The organism is Candidatus Polarisedimenticolaceae bacterium (assembly GCA_036376135.1).
Taxonomy (GTDB): domain Bacteria; phylum Acidobacteriota; class Polarisedimenticolia; order Polarisedimenticolales; family DASRJG01; genus DASVAW01.
The window spans coordinates 74483-90614 of the sequence record DASVAW010000179.1 but is presented as its reverse complement, the minus strand read 5'-3'; the positions used below and the strand labels follow the sequence as shown (position 1 = coordinate 90614).

General features: G+C 70.1%; 15 protein-coding genes. 7 read left to right on the top strand and 8 right to left on the bottom strand.

Features of this window, described 5'->3' with window-relative positions:
• The 3 genes from VF139_19790 to VF139_19780 form a co-directional block, all read right to left on the bottom strand.
• Positions 1–2165, bottom strand: a 2165-nt coding sequence (locus VF139_19790) for an insulinase family protein (GenBank protein HEX6853649.1), incomplete at its 3' end; no start/stop codon positions are given.
• The gene (locus VF139_19785) at positions 2162–5263 is read right to left on the bottom strand and encodes a M20/M25/M40 family metallo-hydrolase (protein ID HEX6853648.1); all 3102 of its coding nucleotides are present in this window, start codon (positions 5261–5263) and stop codon (positions 2162–2164) included. The genes VF139_19790 and VF139_19785, both read right to left, overlap by 4 nt.
• Positions 5264–5755 (bottom strand): hypothetical protein, encoded by a 492-nt coding sequence (locus VF139_19780; GenBank protein ID HEX6853647.1) that lies wholly within the window; start codon positions 5753–5755, stop codon positions 5264–5266. It lies immediately after the preceding gene.
• A gap of 74 nt (positions 5756–5829) precedes the next feature.
• Between VF139_19780 and VF139_19775 the strand changes: the two genes are divergently transcribed.
• Together VF139_19775 and rocD are read left to right on the top strand one after the other, a co-directional pair.
• Positions 5830–6402 (top strand): hypothetical protein, encoded by a 573-nt coding sequence (locus VF139_19775; GenBank protein ID HEX6853646.1) that lies wholly within the window; start codon positions 5830–5832, stop codon positions 6400–6402.
• A 52-nt stretch (positions 6403–6454) separates the two neighbouring features.
• Positions 6455–7666: an ornithine--oxo-acid transaminase gene (rocD, locus tag VF139_19770; protein HEX6853645.1), complete on the top strand. Its 1212-nt coding sequence runs from the start codon at positions 6455–6457 to the stop codon at positions 7664–7666.
• Positions 7667–7676: 10 nt separating this feature from the next.
• Here rocD and VF139_19765 read toward each other — a convergent pair whose 3' ends face one another.
• Together VF139_19765 and VF139_19760 are read right to left on the bottom strand one after the other, a co-directional pair.
• Positions 7677–8393, bottom strand: coding sequence for a transposase (locus tag VF139_19765; GenBank protein HEX6853644.1), 717 nt, complete (start codon positions 8391–8393; stop codon positions 7677–7679).
• A 161-nt stretch (positions 8394–8554) separates the two neighbouring features.
• Entirely contained in the window at positions 8555–10168 is a 1614-nt protein-coding gene (locus VF139_19760) for a fumarate hydratase (GenBank protein HEX6853643.1), read from the bottom strand.
• 62 nt (positions 10169–10230) lie between these two features.
• On the opposite strand from VF139_19760, the gene VF139_19755 reads away from it, so the two are divergent.
• The 5 genes from VF139_19755 (at position 10231) to VF139_19735 (ending at position 14859) form a co-directional block, all read left to right on the top strand.
• Positions 10231–11295 carry a 3-oxoacyl-[acyl-carrier-protein] synthase III C-terminal domain-containing protein gene (locus tag VF139_19755; protein ID HEX6853642.1) on the top strand — a complete coding sequence of 355 codons (1065 nt, stop codon included), beginning with the start codon at positions 10231–10233 and terminating at the stop codon, positions 11293–11295.
• A gap of 182 nt (positions 11296–11477) precedes the next feature.
• Positions 11478–11792, top strand: a complete 315-nt coding sequence (locus VF139_19750) for a hypothetical protein (protein HEX6853641.1) — start codon at positions 11478–11480, stop codon at positions 11790–11792.
• Positions 11793–11913: 121 nt separating this feature from the next.
• Positions 11914–13713 (top strand): phosphoenolpyruvate carboxykinase (GTP), encoded by a 1800-nt coding sequence (locus tag VF139_19745; GenBank protein HEX6853640.1) that lies wholly within the window; start codon positions 11914–11916, stop codon positions 13711–13713.
• A 71-nt stretch (positions 13714–13784) separates the two neighbouring features.
• Positions 13785–14324, top strand: coding sequence for a Uma2 family endonuclease (locus VF139_19740; protein ID HEX6853639.1), 540 nt, complete (start codon positions 13785–13787; stop codon positions 14322–14324).
• Between the two features lies 1 nt (position 14325).
• Complete coding sequence (locus tag VF139_19735) at positions 14326–14859, top strand: Uma2 family endonuclease (protein ID HEX6853638.1); 534 nt, start codon at positions 14326–14328, stop codon at positions 14857–14859.
• A 10-nt stretch (positions 14860–14869) separates the two neighbouring features.
• On the opposite strand, the gene VF139_19730 is transcribed toward VF139_19735, so the two are convergent.
• The 3 genes from VF139_19730 to VF139_19720 are packed head-to-tail and all read right to left on the bottom strand — an operon-like array spanning position 14870 to position 16103.
• Positions 14870–15397, bottom strand: coding sequence for a hypothetical protein (locus tag VF139_19730; protein HEX6853637.1), 528 nt, complete (start codon positions 15395–15397; stop codon positions 14870–14872).
• A 20-nt stretch (positions 15398–15417) separates the two neighbouring features.
• On the bottom strand, positions 15418–15621 hold the full coding sequence (locus tag VF139_19725; GenBank protein ID HEX6853636.1) for a hypothetical protein: 204 nt from the start codon (positions 15619–15621) through the stop codon (positions 15418–15420).
• On the bottom strand, positions 15585–16103 hold the full coding sequence (locus VF139_19720; protein HEX6853635.1) for a sigma 54-interacting transcriptional regulator: 519 nt from the start codon (positions 16101–16103) through the stop codon (positions 15585–15587). Before VF139_19720 ends, VF139_19725 begins: the two co-directional genes overlap by 37 nt.
• Positions 16104–16132 lie beyond the last annotated feature (29 nt).

Here is a 16132-nt window from a genome sequence, read left to right as displayed (position 1 = left end):
AGCTCGTCGGACAGGAGCGCCCCGGCCAGGGCGAGGGCCGGCCGCTCGTCGTCCGGCGCATCGAAGGTGTAACCGAGGACGACGGTCACCTGGTCCTTCAGCGCGTCCCCCGGGAGCTCGCCGGCGGTCGACGTGACGGGCGGGGGCGCGAGCGCGGGTGCCGGAGCACCGGCGGGGAGCCCGGCGAAGGCGCCGTCGAGCGCCTGCGCGACCTCCTCCGCGTCGACGGGGCTGACGACCGTGAGCGCGAGGTGCGAGCCCGTGACGTAGTCCCGGTGGAAGGCCCTGAGATCGTCCACGGTGATCGCGCCGATCGAGGACGGGGTGCCGACGACGGGACGCGTGAGCGGATGTCCGGGCGCGAGAGCCGCCTCGAAGGTTTCGACGGCGCGGTTGCGCGACGACGCCTGACGCCGCGCCTGGAGGTCGAGCATCTCCTTGCGCACGGCCTCGACGTCCGCCGGATCGAGGCGCGGCTGGCGCAGCATCTCGGCGAGGAGCGAGAGCCCCTCGCGCCATCCGTCCGCGGGGAGCTCGAGGCGCACGAAGGAGAACTCCGGGGTCGTGTAGTAGTCGTCGAAGGGGACGCGGGAGTCGTCGTCGGCCTTGACCTGCGCCCCGAGGCGTGCGAGACGGGCGGCGAGCGCCGGCCCGTCCGACCCGACCGTCCCTTTCGGCAGGAGCCGGTGGAGGAACGAGACGACGCCGTCCTTCCCGGCGGGCTCCGAGGCGGCGCGCGGGCGGAGCATCGCGTGGACGGCGAAGACCTGCGAGTCGTCGTTGCGCTCGACGATCACCCGGGCACCGCACGCAAGCGACCGATCGACGCGGCCCCGCGGGGAGACCCGAGGCTCCGCCTTCGGGGGAGTCCACGAAGCCGCGCGCGCGGCGAGCCCCGGCCCGGAAACCGCGATCCGCGCCCTCGCGATCCCCTGTGCGAGGAGCACCGCCGCGCGGTCGAGGTCGGCGTCGGTCACGCCGTCGTATCGGCGCGCCGCCTTCTGGAGCCAGCCGGGGGGCGCGTCGAGCAGCGCTTCGGAGTGGGTCATGGCGTAGTAGTGGATCTGGTCGGCCTCGAGGACCTCGCGAGAGCGCGCCGCGGCGCGCATGAGGTCGATCCGCGAGCGCGCGGGAGATCCGGGCCCTAGATCGCAAAGCGACCCGGCGAGGGCGTCGAGTACCGGCTCGAACGGTTTTCCGAGCGCGAGGGTCGCCTGGAACTCGACCGTGCTCCATTTCCCGGTCCTCAGGGTCGTGCCGAGCCCGAAGGTGGCGGCGGCCGGGTCGGCCCCCGAGGTGAGCCGGCGCCGCAGCGGCGCGTCGTCGGAGCCGGCGAGGGCGTCGAGCAGCAGCTCCACGGCGGGGACGAGCGGATCGTGGGCCGGAAGGCCGAGCGGGAAGGCGCCGTTCACATAGATCCGGGGTGCTTCGAGGGCGGCGATGCGAAGGTTGTCCTTCGGCGGCGCCGGCCACGATCCCGTCGCCGACGTCGGGGTTCCCTTCGACTTCGGCGCCGCGCCGAAGGTCCGCTCGACCTTCGCGAGCATCGAAGCCGCGTCGAAGTCCCCCATCACGACGAGGAGCATGTTCGAGGGGACGTACCGCTCCTTCCAGTAGGCGACCACCTCGTCCCGCGGGATCGCGCCGATCGAGGTGCGCGTCCCGAGGACCGGCTTGGCGAGCGGCGTGCCGGCGTAGGCGAAGGCGCGGAACGTCTCCGTGGCGAGGTAGCCGGGATCGCTCGCGTCCTTGGCCATCTCCTCGAGGACGATCCCCTTCTCCTTGTCGAAGTTCTCCGCGGGGATCGTCGAGCGGAACAGCATGTCGGCCTGGATCTCGAGCCCGGCCTCCGCGAACTCCTTCTGGATGAGGAGCGAGAAGAGGGTGTGGTCCTCGCGCGTGGTCGCGTTGTTGTACGCGCCGACGCGATCGACGGCGTCGTAGAGCTCGCGCTGGGTGCGCGTGGCGGTTCCGTTGAAGAGCAGGTGCTCGAGCAGGTGCGACGCCCCGCCGCGCGCCTCGGGCTCGTGCACGACCCCCGCGCCGACGACGACCGACGACGCGACCATCGGGTTCGCGCGATGCTCGATCAGGACGACCCGCAGGCCGTTGTCGAGCGTCGCTTCCGAATAACCGGCGAAGGCGAGCAGGAAGGCTGCGATCACGGGTTCCCCCTCGCGACGATCTCCGCCTCGACCGTCGCCTGCTTTCCGTCGCGGACGTAGGTCACCGTCACGCGGCTTCCCGGGGCCAGGCCCTTGAGCGCCGCCGAGAACGCCCGGAGGTCCGGGGTGTCGACGTCGCCGAGCTTCACGATCACGTCTCCCTTCGCGAGCCCCGCCTTCTCGGCGGGAGAGCCCGGCACGACGCCGTCGAGGCGCATTCCCGGCCCCGCGAAGGCGAAGTCGGGGACCGTCCCCAGGCTCACGCGGCGCCCGGAGCCGTCCCCTCCCGCGGGGGTCGTCCCCGTCTTCGTCAGCGGCTCCGCGCGCCCGGCGAGCCACTCGATCGCCTCGCGCGCGACGGCGGCGACCTTCGCGATCCCGGAGACGTCCACCTTGTCGAAGGTGTCACCCGGGGCGTGGTAGTCGAGGTGCGGCCCGGTGAAGAGTTGGACCGCGGGAATCCCGGCCTCCTGGAACGAGACCTGGTCGCTCCCGCCGGGATCGTTCGCGACCCCTTCGACCGGGAACCCCGTGACGAACCCTGCGCCGCGGAAGACGTGGATCCACTCCGACGCGGTGCCGGTCCCGAGGACGAGGATCTTCCCCGCGCCCAGGCGGCCGACGGTGTCGAGGTTGAGCATCCCGCGGATTTCGATCCCATCGCGCTTCAAGTCCTCGACGAAGCGCTTCGAACCCAGGCGCCCGCCCTCCTCCGCGTCGAAGGCGACGAAGAGGATCGTCCGATCCGGGGGCGGGCCCGAGGCGAACGCGCGCGCCAGCTCGAGAAGCGCGGCGACGCCGCTGGCGTTGTCGTCGGCCCCGGGATGGCCCGCGCCGAGATGGTCGTAATGCGCGCCCACCACGATCGCCTGCTTCGCGTAGTCGGGCTTCGTGCCGGCGAGGGTCGCGACGAGGTTCGCGGGGCCTTCCGCCGCGGCGGCGACGCGCAGTCCCGTCTCGCGGAGGGCGCGCTCGACGTACGCCTTGGCCTTCGCGTGCCCCTCGGTCCCGGGCTTCCGCCCGTCCGTCTCCGCGGACGCGAGGAAGCGGACGGACGCACCCATGCGCTCGACCGAGAAGGCGGGGGGCGGGAACGCGAGCGGCACGCGTTTGGCGAGCGCCGCGCGATCGGGCATGGCCCCGTCGACGAGCGACACCGTCATCGGCGAGCCGGTGACCGGCCATCGTCCCTTCGCGACGTTCGTCGGCTCATCCCCCTCGAACGCGAGGTACGAGTACTTGTGGTAGTGGGGAAGCTTGCGGCCGAGCCCAGGGACCTGCGCCGCGCGGTCGGCGGCGACGTAGCCGATCGCGAGGTCGGGGCGGGCGGGATGCCGCGCGACCGCGACGGTCGCGAGCCCCCCTCCGGCCGCGCCGGGGACCGCGGGAGCCTCCTTCGCGAAGCGGTTCTCCCTTCCGAAGACCCAGATCGACCGGTCGCCCGGAAGGGCCGACACGTCCGTGTCGTCGCGGGCCTCGATCCGCCCGGGCTGCGCCTTCGCCCACTCGGCAACGAGCGTGCGGTAGGCCTCGCGAAGGTCGGCGGGGGCCGCGGCCGGGAGGATCGCCAGCGCGCGCTCCGCGCCGAAGACGCCCGTGAGCGCCGGCGGCGTCTCGAGGGGGTCGAGCCTGCGGAAGACGTCGAATGCCGGGTCGGCGTCGAGTCGCAGCGCCTTCCCCGCCACAGGGATCGAGAACGGCGTCAGCGGATCGCGCACCCGGAGGGTCGTCAGGATCGGGGCGCCGTCGGTCGTCACGAGGAGCGGCAGGTCCACCTCGAACGGCGGCCCCCCCTGGCGTTGCTCCACGAACCCCTCGACGTTTCCCGTCGACCCGATCCGGACGTCGCGAAGCCCGAGCCGGGGCGCCCCGGCCCGTTCGATCGCCTGGCGGAACGTCCCCTCGAGGTCGCGGCCGGAAACCTCACCGAAGGCGCGCCGGAGGTCGTCGAAGGTCGCGGCCCGGAACCGGAACGCGTCGTAGAAGCGACGCAGCCCCTTCACGAACGTCTCGTCCCCCAGGGTGCGCCGCAGCTCGTGGAAGAACAGCAGCGATTTCCCGTACCCGACCGCCTCGGTCGACGGGGAATGCCGCTCGCGGAACTCGGCGAGGGGGAAGTCCTTCGCCTTCGACACGTAGTCGGCGTATTTCTGCAGCGTCGTCTGCCGGTATTCCGACGCATCCCCGGACTGCTCCAGGAGCAGATGGTCGGCGAGGTAGGCGGTGAGCCCCTCGCACCAGTTGCCGCGCGAGGCATCGACGTAGACGCCGTTCCCCCACCAGTTGTGCAGGATCTCGTGGGGGTACGACGAGTTCAGGATGAACGGGAGGCGGATCACCTTCGGGCCGAGCAGCGTGAACGACGGCATCCCGTACCCGGTCTCCCAGAAGTTCTCGACGAGCGCGAACTTCGCGTACGGGTACGGGCCGAGGAGCTCCTCGTACATCTTCAGGTAGCGTGCGGTCGCGTCGAGGTACTTCGCCGCGAGGGCGTCGTCGCGCTCCCGGAGGTACGCCGTCGTCTCGATCCGCCCCTCCTTCCGGGTCGTCTCGACGAAGCGCGCCGCGACGAGATAGACCTCGGTCTGCGGCTCGGGGGAGCGCCAGACGACGACCGTCTCCCGCTCACCGCGCTCGTGCCGTTCGCGGCGCCCCTGGCTCACGGCGTCCCACCCCGCGGGCAGCCGGACCTCGACGGTGAAGGGGAACGGCGCATCGCCGAAGGTCGGGATCCACGTCGTCGCCCCGGACAACACGACCCCCTCCGGCCCGATCGTGCCGCGCGTCTCGCCGAACGAGCGCGCGTAGTCCTCCCCCCTGTTCTCGACGGGATGGTGGATCGCCCCGGAGTACGTGATCTCGATCGTCGAAGTCCCGTCGGGGACCTTCACGACCCAGGCGTCTTCGCCCCCGCGGCGCAGACTCACGCCCTTCGTCGCCGACTTCGGCTCGAGCCCCTCGTGCAGGGTGAAGCGATGCGTTCCGGCGGGGAGCTCGATCGTGTCGCGCACCTCGAGCCGGTGGGCGTCGGGGTCGAGGCGGACGTGAAGGTCCTGGCGGGGCGCGAGGGCCGCGGCGAGGAGGATCGCGGCGAGCATCTACTTCAGGACGGCCGCTTCGACCTCGACGAAGCCGGACGGGTCGATCGCCCCCTCGACCTTCGTCACCTCCATCGGCTTGCCGTCGGTGAGCACGGCGTTGACCGAGAGCTGGCGGGTCTCGACGAAGGGAGCGGCGTTCGCGACCTTGTCCGATAGCCGGCTGTCCTCGATCTTCGCGGCGAGCTTGATCTTCCCGTCGCCCACGAGCCACACCATCGCCTCGCAGCTGAAGCCGATGTTCTGGTAGACGACCTCGCTGCCGGTGGGGATCGGCACGCGCGAGCCGCTCAGGAGCTTGGAGCCGGTCGTATCCGGCGCCACGACGAGGTCGTAGGTCTTGAGGACGTTGCGCTTCCCTTGCTCGATCTTGCCGAGCCGGATCGTGACCTTGACGTTGGGCTGGGGCGCGGGGGCGCTCTTCTCCTGGGCGACGGCGTGGCCGAGGGCGAGCAGCGAGACGATCAGGGTCGCGGCGATCTTGCGGAGCATCGGGATCCTCCTCGCGGGCGGTGCGAACGGGAACCATAGCGCAAGTCGCGGGCGGACTCGACTACCATGGCGGCATGTTTCGGACGAAGCTGCGTCGCCGCGCGATCGCCGCCCTGGCCGTGGCCCTCGCGGCCGCCGTGGCCCTCGGCGGGGCGGAGTTGATCCTGCAGGACGGCCGGGTGCTGAAGGGGGACTCGGTCCGCAAGGACGAGGACGTCTACGTCCTGACGACGCCCACCGGCGAGCTCACCATGCCGGTCGAGCTCGTGGACGGGGTGCGGCTCACCGGAGAGCCGGAGCCCGAGGCGCCCACCGCGTTCAAGGTCGTCCCGCCCGGGGCGATCGTCGGGGAGGAGATCCGCCCCCCGACCGCCGAGGAGCAGACCCGCGCGATCGGGAACCCCTCGAAGTTCGCGCCGAGCATCGTGGACCACGAGTGGCATCCGACCTCCGCGCTCAGCGACGAGGACGTCCTCGCCGACAGCCGGTCGACCTGGGCGGAAGACATCGTCGATTCGGAGTGGAAGCCGACGTCCGCCTTCGACGAGACGGAGGACGTGCTCGCGGGCAGCCGCTCGACCTGGGCGAAGCCGGCGATCGACTCGTCGTGGAAGCCGACCGACGGGTTCGCCAAGAGCTCCGACTAGAGCTATCTTTCGTGGCCATCCGCCCCTCCCCGGGGCCCTGTCGAGGTGACCGATGACCACGACCCGCGCTTCGTCGGCCGACTACATCAAGCTCGAGGAGGATTTCGGCGCCCACAACTACCACCCGCTCGACGTCGTCGTGCATCGCGCCGAGGGGGTGTGGGTCTGGGACGTCGAGGGGAACAAGTACCTCGACTTCCTCGCGGCGTATTCGGCGGTGAACCAGGGACACTGCCATCCGAAGATCCGCGCGGCGATGGTCGAGCAGGCGGAGCGCGTGACGCTCACCTCCCGAGCCTTCCGCAACGACCAGCTCGGACCGCTCTACAAGCTGATGTCCGACCTCAGCGGCTACCGGCGGATGCTGCCGATGAACTCCGGCGCCGAGGCGGTGGAGACGGCGGTGAAGGCCGCGCGCAAGTGGGGGTACAAGGTCAAGGGAATCCCCGACGGCGAGGCGAAGATCCTCGTCTTCAGCGGGAACTTCCACGGCCGCACGACGACGATCGTCAGCTTCTCCGACGACGCGCAGTACCGCGACGGCTTCGGCCCGTTCACCCCGGGGTTCGTGATGCTCCCCTACGGCGATCTCGCCGCCGTCGAGCGCGCGATGGACGACAAGGTCTGCGCGGTGCTCGTCGAGCCGATCCAGGGAGAAAGCGGGATCCACGTTCCCCCCGCCGGCTACCTGAAGGGGATCGAGGCGCTGTGCCGGAAGCACCGCGCGTTGTTCGTCGCCGACGAGATCCAGTCGGGGCTCGGCCGGACCGGGAAGCTCTTCTGCTTCCAGCACGAGGGTGTGCGCCCCGACATCGTGATTGTCGGGAAGGCGTTGTCGGGCGGGTTCTATCCGGTGTCCGCGATCCTCGCCGACGACGAGGTGATGGGCGTCTTCCACCCCGGCGACCACGGCTCCACCTTCGGCGGGAATCCCCTCGCCGCCGCGATCGCGCAGGCGGCGCTCAAGGTCCTGGTCGACGAGAAGCTGATCGAGAACTCCGCGACGCTGGGCGAGTACTTCCTCCAGCGCCTGCGCGCCATCAAGAGCCCGCTCATCAAGGAAGTCCGCGGCAAGGGGTTGTGGATCGGGCTCGAGCTCGTTCCCGAGGCCGGCGGCGCGCGGAAGTTCTGCGAGGCGCTCAAGGGGATGGGGATGCTCTGCAAGGAGACCCACGTCACCACGATCCGCTTCGCCCCGCCGCTCAACGTCACCAAGGCCGAGCTCGACTGGGCGCTCGAGCGCATCGAGTCCCTCTTTAAATAGGGACAGCAACCTATTTCCTCTCCGTACGGTGTAACCCCGGCAGGAGCGGTGTGCCCAAGGATCGAGCGGGAGGTCGGCCACGGCCCTTGGTCGCAAGCGATCGCCCGAGCGCAGATTCCATCGTCCGAACGAAGCCCGCGGAACCCGTCGGCCGGCCGGTCAGCGTGTTCGCTCGGATGGCCCGCTCTATCTCCCCGGTCTCCGGATCTGCAGCGCGCAGCCAATCCGCCCACTCCGCCGACGCCTTCACCATCGGCCGAATCGGATCGAGCAGTGGATTCAGTTCCCCACGCACGTTCGCTCGAGCACTGGACCAGGGATAGTCGAGGGGGTTCCGGAGCATCCCCGCGCGTACCGGGTTGAGCTCCACGTAGCGCGCCGCAAACCAGAGATGCCGATCGTCCAAAGCCGTCGAGAAGTAGCGATGAGCCCAAAGATGTCCCTTCCACCCGTGCCGGTGGTTCAGCCAGGCGGCGTAGCGTCGGTGCACCCGCCCGATTCCCTCCGCCATCGAATCCGATCGATCCGGTACCAGCACCCAATGGACGTGATTCGGCATCAGGCAGTACGCCCACACGCGCAGAGCCGCCTCCGGCTGAACCTCCAGGAAGATCTCGAGATAGCGACGCCGCTCGACGTCGTCGTGGAAGACGAGCGTTCGGCGGTTGCCACGGTGCGTGACGTGGTATGGGAAGCCCGGCAGGACCGCCCTGGCGATTCTGGGCATGGTGAGACCCGCGGAGGAGGCGGGGACCAACGGGGAGACTATAAAGCGCTCTCGCGAGCGCCCCTGCAGCGGGCCAAAGTCGGGTTGCGCTTCGACAACCGCGTCGTGCCGAGGGACACAACCGCGCGCGCGCGCCGGGCCGCTGAAATAGGTTGCTGTCCCTATTTAAGATCGGCGAAGAAGTCGTTGCCCTTGTCGTCGACGAGGATGAAGGCCGGGAAGTTCTCGACCTCGATGCGGTAGACGGCTTCCATCCCGAGCTCGGGGTACTCGAGGATCTCGACCTTCCGGATGTTCTCCTTGGCGAGGAGCGCCGCGGGGCCGCCGATCGAGCCGAGGTAGAAGCCGCCGTGTTTCCTGCACGCGTCGGTGACCTGCCGGCTGCGGTTCCCCTTCGCGATCATGACCATCGACCCGCCGTGCGACTGGAACAGGTCGACATAAGAGTCCATCCTCCCGGCCGTCGTCGGCCCGAACGACCCCGACGGCAGCCCCTCGGGGGTCTTCGCCGGCCCCGCGTAGTACACCGGGTGCCGCATCAGGTACTCCGGCATCCCCTCCCCGCGGTCGAGACGTTCCTTGATCTTCGCGTGCGCGATGTCCCGCGCGACGACGATCGGTCCCGTGAGCGACAGGCGCGTCGTCACCGGGTGCTTCCCCAACTCGGCGAGAATCTCGGCCATGGGGCGGTTGAGGTCGATCTTCACCCCGCCGGTGTCCACCTTCCCCCGGTACGCCTCGGGGATGAACCGTCCCGGGTTTCGCTCGAGCTCCTCGATCCACACTCCGTCGCGGTCGATCCGCGCCTTCACGTTGCGGTCCGCCGAGCACGACACGCCCATTCCGATGGGGCACGAGGCCCCGTGCCGCGGCAGGCGCACGACCCGCACGTCGAGCGCGAAGTACTTCCCGCCGAACTGTGCGCCGATCCCGCAGTCCCGCGCCGCCTGCAGCAGCCGCGCCTCGAGCTCGGGGTCGCGGAACGCCTGGCCGTGCGCGTTCCCCTCGGTCGGCAGGCCGTCCAGGTACGCCGCGCTCGCGAGCTTGACGGTCTTGAGGCACGCCTCGGCAGACGTGCCGCCGATCGCGAACGCGAGGTGGTAGGGAGGGCACGCCGCCGTCCCCAGCGTCTTCATCTTCTCGACGAGGAACGTCAGGAGCGCCTCGGGGTTGAGCCGCGCCTTCGTCTCCTGGAAGAGGTAGGTCTTGTTCGCCGATCCCCCGCCCTTGGCGATGAAGAGGAACTCGTACGTGTCCCCCGCGGTCGCGTAGATGTCGATCTGCGCCGGGAGATTGGTCCCGGAGTTCTTCTCCTCGAACATCTTCAGGGCGACGGTCTGGGAGTAGCGGAGATTCTCGCCTGTGTAGGTGTCGTAGATCCCGCGGGAGATCCACTCCTCATCCTTCGCCCCGGTCCAAACGCGTTGCCCCTTCTTCGCGACGACGGTCGCCGTCCCGGTGTCCTGGCAGAGCGGCAGCACCCCGCCGGCGGAGACCTCGGCATTCCGGAGCATCGCGAGGGCGACGCCGCGGTCGTTCGGCGACGCCTCGGGGTCGTCGAGGATCGCCGCGACCTGCTCGAGGTGCGCGGGGCGCAGGTAGAAGGAAATGTCGCGCATCGCCTCGCGGGCGAGCACCCGAAGCGCCTCCGGCTCGACCTTGAGGACCTCCTGGCCGTCGAACGCGGCCACGGCCACGTGGGCGCCGGACACCTTGCGGTACGAGGTCGTGTCCTTCGTCTTCGGGAACGGGTCGGCGTAGGTGAACTCGGGCATGGCGGAACTCCCGGCGGGGCGTGGTCGGGGATGGTACATGATTACTCCTGCGGAGGTCGTGCATGGGGATCAGTCGGAAAGGGTCGGTGCGTTTCGTGGGGTTCGGCGAAGCTCCCCCGGAGCCGTCGGAGATGGTCGGAAACGAACGCGTCCTCGAGATCCTGCGGAGTCGCGGCGTCGACACGAAGGGGAAGTCGGGGGAGGACACCGAGAAACTCGTCGGGATCCGCACGCGCTGGTGGTCGCGTCACTCCTCGACCGAGCTCGCGACGATCGCCGCCCGGCGGGCGGTCGACGACGCCGCGGCGAGAACGGGGGGCGCGTTCGCCGTCGATCGCCTGGACCTCGTGCATTCCGGGGGGTCGAGCCCGGACAACGTGTTCCCCGCCTGCGCGTGCGAGGTCCAGGGGGCGCTCGGGGTCCCGGCCAACCGCGCCGAGGCCCGCGACGTCTCGCTCGCCTGCACCTCGTGGCTCGACGCGCTCGTCCTCGCCGACGCGCGGATGCGTCACAAGGGGTTCCGTTACGGTCTCGTCACGACCGGTGAGTCGGTCGGCAGCCGGATGAACGCCCCGACGTCGCTGAGCTTCACCCTCTGGGGGGACGCCGGGGCCGCCGTCGTCCTCGAGCACGACCCCGAGGGCGATCCGTCGTTCGGTCTCATCGCGGACGCCTCCCACGCGGACGGAGAGCACGCCGACTGGACCAAGAGCATCGGCCTCGGCCTTCACCCCAGCCACGCGGCCTGGGACCACCCGGACTGCTCGATGCTCGACCACGGCAGGGACATCCACAAGTACGCGATCCGGGAGGTCTCCTCGGCGATCACGCGGCTGATCGCCCGCGAGCGGCTGAACGGGGAGCCGTTCTGGCTCGTTCCCCACAACGCCAACCTCGGGCTCGTGACGCGGATCGGGGAGCTCGCCGGGGTCCCGGAGGACAGGGTCCTCACCCGGGTCCGCGACCGCGGGAACACCTCGTCCGCTTCCGTGGGAATCAACCTGGTGGAGCATGCGCGGTCGGGGACCTTCCGCCCCGGGGATCTCCTGGTCCTGGCGGCGTTCGGGGGGGGGATGGCGATGACCCTCGCCGCCTACCGGTGGCCCCCCGCCGGAGACGGCGATTGACAGATCCCCGCGGGTCGCCTACCTTGCCGACAGGACCCGGCCGTCATCCTCTCGTAGAGAAACGATTGAATGACCTGCCTCGGCGCTCGACGTGTCGAGGTGACCGGTACCGGCCCGAAGGATCGGGCAGGCGGCCGGGACCCGAATGAAGCGTCCCGATGGGGACGCGATTGGAGTTCCGTATGGGTACCAGACTGTATGTCGGCAACCTCCCCTTCACCGCGGACGAGTCCCAGATCCGCGACCTCTTCTCGGCGGGCGGTCGCACCGTCACCGACGTGAAGCTCGTCACCGACCGCGACACCGGCCGTCCCCGGGGCTTCGGCTTCGTGGAGATGGGCAGCAACGACGAGGCCGACAGCGCGATCCGCGACCTCAACGGCCGCGACTTCGGCGGACGCGCCCTGACCGTCAACGAGGCCAAGGAGCGGACCGGCGGCGGCGGCGGTGGCGGCCGCGGCGGCTTCGGCGGTGGTGGCGGCGGTCGCCGTTACTGATCGCGTCTCTCGTTCCAAACTCACGCAAGGCGCCCCTCCGGGGGCGCCTTTTTTCGTCAAGGGCGTCCCCCTGACGGCGTCTTGCCCTCCGGGTTTATCATCCGGCCCCGGAGAACCATCCATGAGCACGATGACGAAGGTGCCGACGACCAACCGCAGGCTGACCGAGTGGGTGGACGCGATGACCCGGCTGTGCAAGCCGGCTGCGGTCCACTGGTGCGACGGCTCGGAGGCCGAGTCCGATCGACTCAGCGGGGAGATGGTCGCCTCCGGGACGTTCATCAAGCTCGACGAGAGGAAGCGACCGAACAGCTACCTCTGCCGCTCCGACCCCTCCGACGTCGCACGCGTGGAGGACCGCACCTTCATCTGCTGCAAGAACCCCGACGACGCGGGCCCGACGAACAACTGGACCGACCCGGTCGAGATGAAGAAGACCCTCCGCGGGCTGTTCGACGGCTGCATGGCCGGCCGCACGATGTACGTGATCCCGTTCAGCATGGGCCCGCTGGGCTCTCCGATCGCCCACATCGGCGTCCAGCTCACCGACTCCCCGTACGTCGTCGTGAACATGCGGATCATGACGCGCATGGGGTCGAAGGTCCTGGACGTGCTCGGGAACGGCGAGTTCGTGCCGTGCATGCACTCGGTCGGCGCGCCCCTCGCGCCCGGGCAGAAGGACGTCCCGTGGCCCTGCAACAAGGACCACAAATACATCACCCACTTCCCCGAGACGCGTGAGATCTGGTCGTACGGCTCGGGGTACGGCGGAAACGCCCTGCTCGGCAAGAAGTGCTTCGCGCTGCGCATCGCGTCGACGATGGCGCGCGACGAGCACTGGATGGCCGAGCACATGCTGATCATGGGGGTGGAGTCCCCCGCCGGCGAGAAGACCTACGTCGCCGCGGCCTTCCCCTCCGCGTGCGGGAAGACCAACTTCGCGATGCTGATCCCCCCCGACTCCTTCAAGGGCTGGAAGGTCTGGACGGTCGGCGACGACATCGCCTGGCTGAAGCCCGACGCCGAGGGTGTCCTTCGGGCGATCAACCCGGAGGCGGGGTACTTCGGCGTCGCCCCGGGGACATCGGTCACGACCAACCCCAACGCGATGGCCTCGTGCAGCCGGAACACGATCTTCACCAACGTCGCCCTGACCGACGACGGCGACGTGTGGTGGGAGGGGATGACCGAGAAGGAGCCCGCCCACCTCATCGACTGGACCGGCCAGGACTGGACCCCCGGCTGCGGCCGCAAAGCCGCCCACCCCAACGCGCGCTTCACCGCCCCCGCCGGCCAGAACCCCGCGATCGACCCCGCGTGGGAGGATCCCGCGGGAGTCCCGATCCTGGGCTTCATCTTCGGCGGCCGGCGCGAGACGACGATCCCCCTCGTCTACCAGGCCTTCAACTGGAACCACGGCGTCTACATCGGCGCGACCGTCGGTTCGGAGACGACCGCCGCCGCCGCCGGCGCCGTCGGCCAGGTGCGTCGCGACCCGATGGCCATGCTTCCCTTCTGCGGCTACAACATGGGCGACTACTTCCGGCACTGGCTCAAGATGGGAAAACGCCTCCAGAAGACCCCGCGCATCTTCCACGTCAACTGGTTCCGGAAGGACGCCGGCGGGAAGTTCCTCTGGCCCGGGTTCCGCGAGAACATGCGGATCCTGAAGTGGATCGTGGAGCGCGTGCGCCACGGCGCCCCGGCGAAGGAAACGCCGATCGGCTGGGTCCCGCGCTACGAGGACATCGACTGGAACGGGCTCGACTTTCCCCGCGCGACGTGGGACGAGCTCATGAAGATCGACCGTTCCGCGTGGAAGGTGCAGACGCTCCAGCACCAGGAGCTGTTCCTGCAGCTGGGCGAGTCGATGCCCAAGGAGCTGATCTTCGAGCGGGAGAACCTGATCAGCCGCTGCTGACGTTTCCGCCACGCAACCGGAAACGAGCCGCCCCGTGGCCGCACCACGAGGCCGGGCGTATCGTTCCGGGCATGAACCGCTCGGTGGAAGATCTGTACGCCCTTCCCGACGACGGGTACGCACGGGAGCTCCAGGCAGGGTTCCTGGTCTCCGAGCCCCCAGCCGGCGGACGTCACGGGGACACCGCGCTGGCGCTGGGGAGCGCCCTTCGCCGGCACGTTCGCGAGCATCGGCTCGGTCGGGTGCTCGCGAACGACACCGGGTTCGTGCTGGCCCGTCGGCCCGACACGGTACGCGCCCCCGACGTCGCGTTCGTGACGAAGGAGCGTTGGGAGAACTACTCCGACCCCTCCGGGTTCCTCCCCGGCCCCCCCGATCTCGCCGTGGAGGTCCTCTCCGCTTCGAACACGCCGGGGGAAATGCACGCCAAGGTCGCGGACTTCCTCGCGGCGGGAGCACGCCTCGTCTGGGTCGTCGACCCGGAGGCGAAGACGGTCGCCGTTTACCGCACGCTTCTCGCGCCGCGATTCGTCGGTCTCGACGGCGTGCTCGACGGCGAGGAGGTCGTGCCCGGATTCACGCTTCCCGTCGCCGAGATCTTCGAGGACTGACGTGAACCACGAAGCGCTGTACACCCTCCCCGACGACGGCTTCCGGCACGAGCTCCAGGCCGGCTGCGTGGTCTCCGAACCGCCCACCGGTTTCGCCCACGGGGACGCCGCCGGGCGCGTCGCGGCCGCGATCGGCGCCCATGCCCGCGCCACCCGGTCCGGGCGCCTCATCGTCGCCGAGGCCGGCTTCCTGCTCGCCTCCGACCCGGACACGGTGCGATGTCCCGACGTCGCCTTCGTGAGCGCCTCGCGCCTCGCGCTCGTGCGGGACGGCCGCAGGGCGTTTCCCGGCCCCCCCGACCTCGCGGTGGAGGTCGTCTCCCCGTCGAACTCCCCCGGCGAGATGCACGCGAAGGTGGCCGACTACCTCGCGGCGGGGTCGAAACTCGTCTGGGTCGTCGACCCGGAGACGAAGACCGTCGCCGTCTATCGGACGCTTCTCGCCCCACGGTTCCTCGGCGCCGACGACGTGCTCGACGGAGAGGACGTCGTCCCCGGGTTCACGCTCCCGGTCGCCGAGATCTTCGAGCCCTGACGGCCCGGCGTCACTCGCGCGGCTTCAGCCCCAGGTACGCGCCCGCCATGTTCACGTAGTGGTAGGTGTTCCCCGGGGCCTCGGAGACGGCGCGGAGGAACTGCGCCTCGCCCCACTCGCGGTCCTTGTACAGGATCGCCCAGGCGGCCGCGTCGGCCGCGCCGCGATGGTCCTTCGGCTTGAGGGCGAGCCCCCTCTCGAACAGCGGCTTCGCCTTGTCCCACTCCCCGCCGTCCGCGTAGACGATGGCCACCCGGAAGAAGTCGCTGGCTTCGGGAGTCGCGCCGAGCACCGCGTCGAAGTACTTCTGCCCTCGCTCGCGATCCCCGCCGCGGTAGTACACGTCGCCGATCGCGATGCGCTCCCACGTCCCGGTCCCGGCCTGCGCCTCGGCCTCCGCGAGGAGCGCCGCCGCCGCCGCCGCGGGCTCCTGGCCCCGCACGCGACTCATGTCGAAGGTGAGCTTCCCGGCCAGGGCCGTCGCCGCGCCGAGAAGGAAGAAGGACAACGCTCCGAACGCCAGGGTGGTCCGTCGCATAGACACCTCCTGCGACGATGCTACGACTTCCCCCCCGGTCCGTGCTCCTTGAGCTTCTTGTAGAGCGCCGGCTCGCTGATCTTGAGCTTCGCGGCGAGCTGCTCGACCTGGCGGACGTTTCCGGGCCACAGGTACTCGACCTCGACCAGCCACCGCTCGGCCGCGGAGGAAAGTTCGATCCACCGACCTACCTCCGTCGCGTCGAGGGCGTGCCGCAGCAGCACGGGGAGGTCCGACCTCCGCTCGCGCACGGGCGGGATCGCGATCGGGAGGAAGTTGAGTCGCTCGTGGAGGTCGCGTCGGAACCGACCCGCGGCGACCACGCGCACGTCGGCCTTCCGTTCCGTCGCGTCGCGTCGCCGAGGCGCTCGTAGGTTCTCTCCTGGAGCAGCCGCAGGAGCTTGGGCTGAAGCTCGAGGGGAAGGTCGCCGATCTCGTCGAGGAACAGCGTCCCCCCCTCCGCAGCCTGCACCTTCCCCGGCCCGTCCTGCTCCGCCCCGGAGAACGCCCCTTTCCGGTGGCCGAACCGCTCCGACTCGACGAGCCCGCGCTCGGCGCCGGTCCGACGCGCCGCCTGATCGAGAAGCGTCCGCAGGACGCCGTCTGGATTGGAGACCCCCCCGAGGTCCTCCCCGCCGGCCTCGAAGCGCTCGACGACGATTGGCGCTTCCGTCGGGTCGGATTCCGCGCGCCGGAATTTTCGCATCCTCGCCCGCATTTGGGGGTATTCCTACC

Coding starts and splice junctions, on each gene's coding strand:
- VF139_19785 (HEX6853648.1), bottom strand. CDS start 5,263: ATGCTCGCCGCGATCCTCCTCGCCGCGGCCCTCGCGCCCCGCCAGGAC.
- VF139_19780 (HEX6853647.1), bottom strand. CDS start 5,755: ATGCTCCGCAAGATCGCCGCGACCCTGATCGTCTCGCTGCTCGCCCTC.
- VF139_19775 (HEX6853646.1), top strand. CDS start 5,830: ATGTTTCGGACGAAGCTGCGTCGCCGCGCGATCGCCGCCCTGGCCGTG.
- rocD (HEX6853645.1), top strand. CDS start 6,455: ATGACCACGACCCGCGCTTCGTCGGCCGACTACATCAAGCTCGAGGAG.
- VF139_19765 (HEX6853644.1), bottom strand. CDS start 8,393: ATGCCCAGAATCGCCAGGGCGGTCCTGCCGGGCTTCCCATACCACGTC.
- VF139_19760 (HEX6853643.1), bottom strand. CDS start 10,168: ATGCCCGAGTTCACCTACGCCGACCCGTTCCCGAAGACGAAGGACACG.
- VF139_19755 (HEX6853642.1), top strand. CDS start 10,231: ATGGGGATCAGTCGGAAAGGGTCGGTGCGTTTCGTGGGGTTCGGCGAA.
- VF139_19750 (HEX6853641.1), top strand. CDS start 11,478: ATGGGTACCAGACTGTATGTCGGCAACCTCCCCTTCACCGCGGACGAG.
- VF139_19745 (HEX6853640.1), top strand. CDS start 11,914: ATGAGCACGATGACGAAGGTGCCGACGACCAACCGCAGGCTGACCGAG.
- VF139_19740 (HEX6853639.1), top strand. CDS start 13,785: ATGAACCGCTCGGTGGAAGATCTGTACGCCCTTCCCGACGACGGGTAC.
- VF139_19730 (HEX6853637.1), bottom strand. CDS start 15,397: ATGCGACGGACCACCCTGGCGTTCGGAGCGTTGTCCTTCTTCCTTCTC.
- VF139_19720 (HEX6853635.1), bottom strand. CDS start 16,103: ATGCGAAAATTCCGGCGCGCGGAATCCGACCCGACGGAAGCGCCAATC.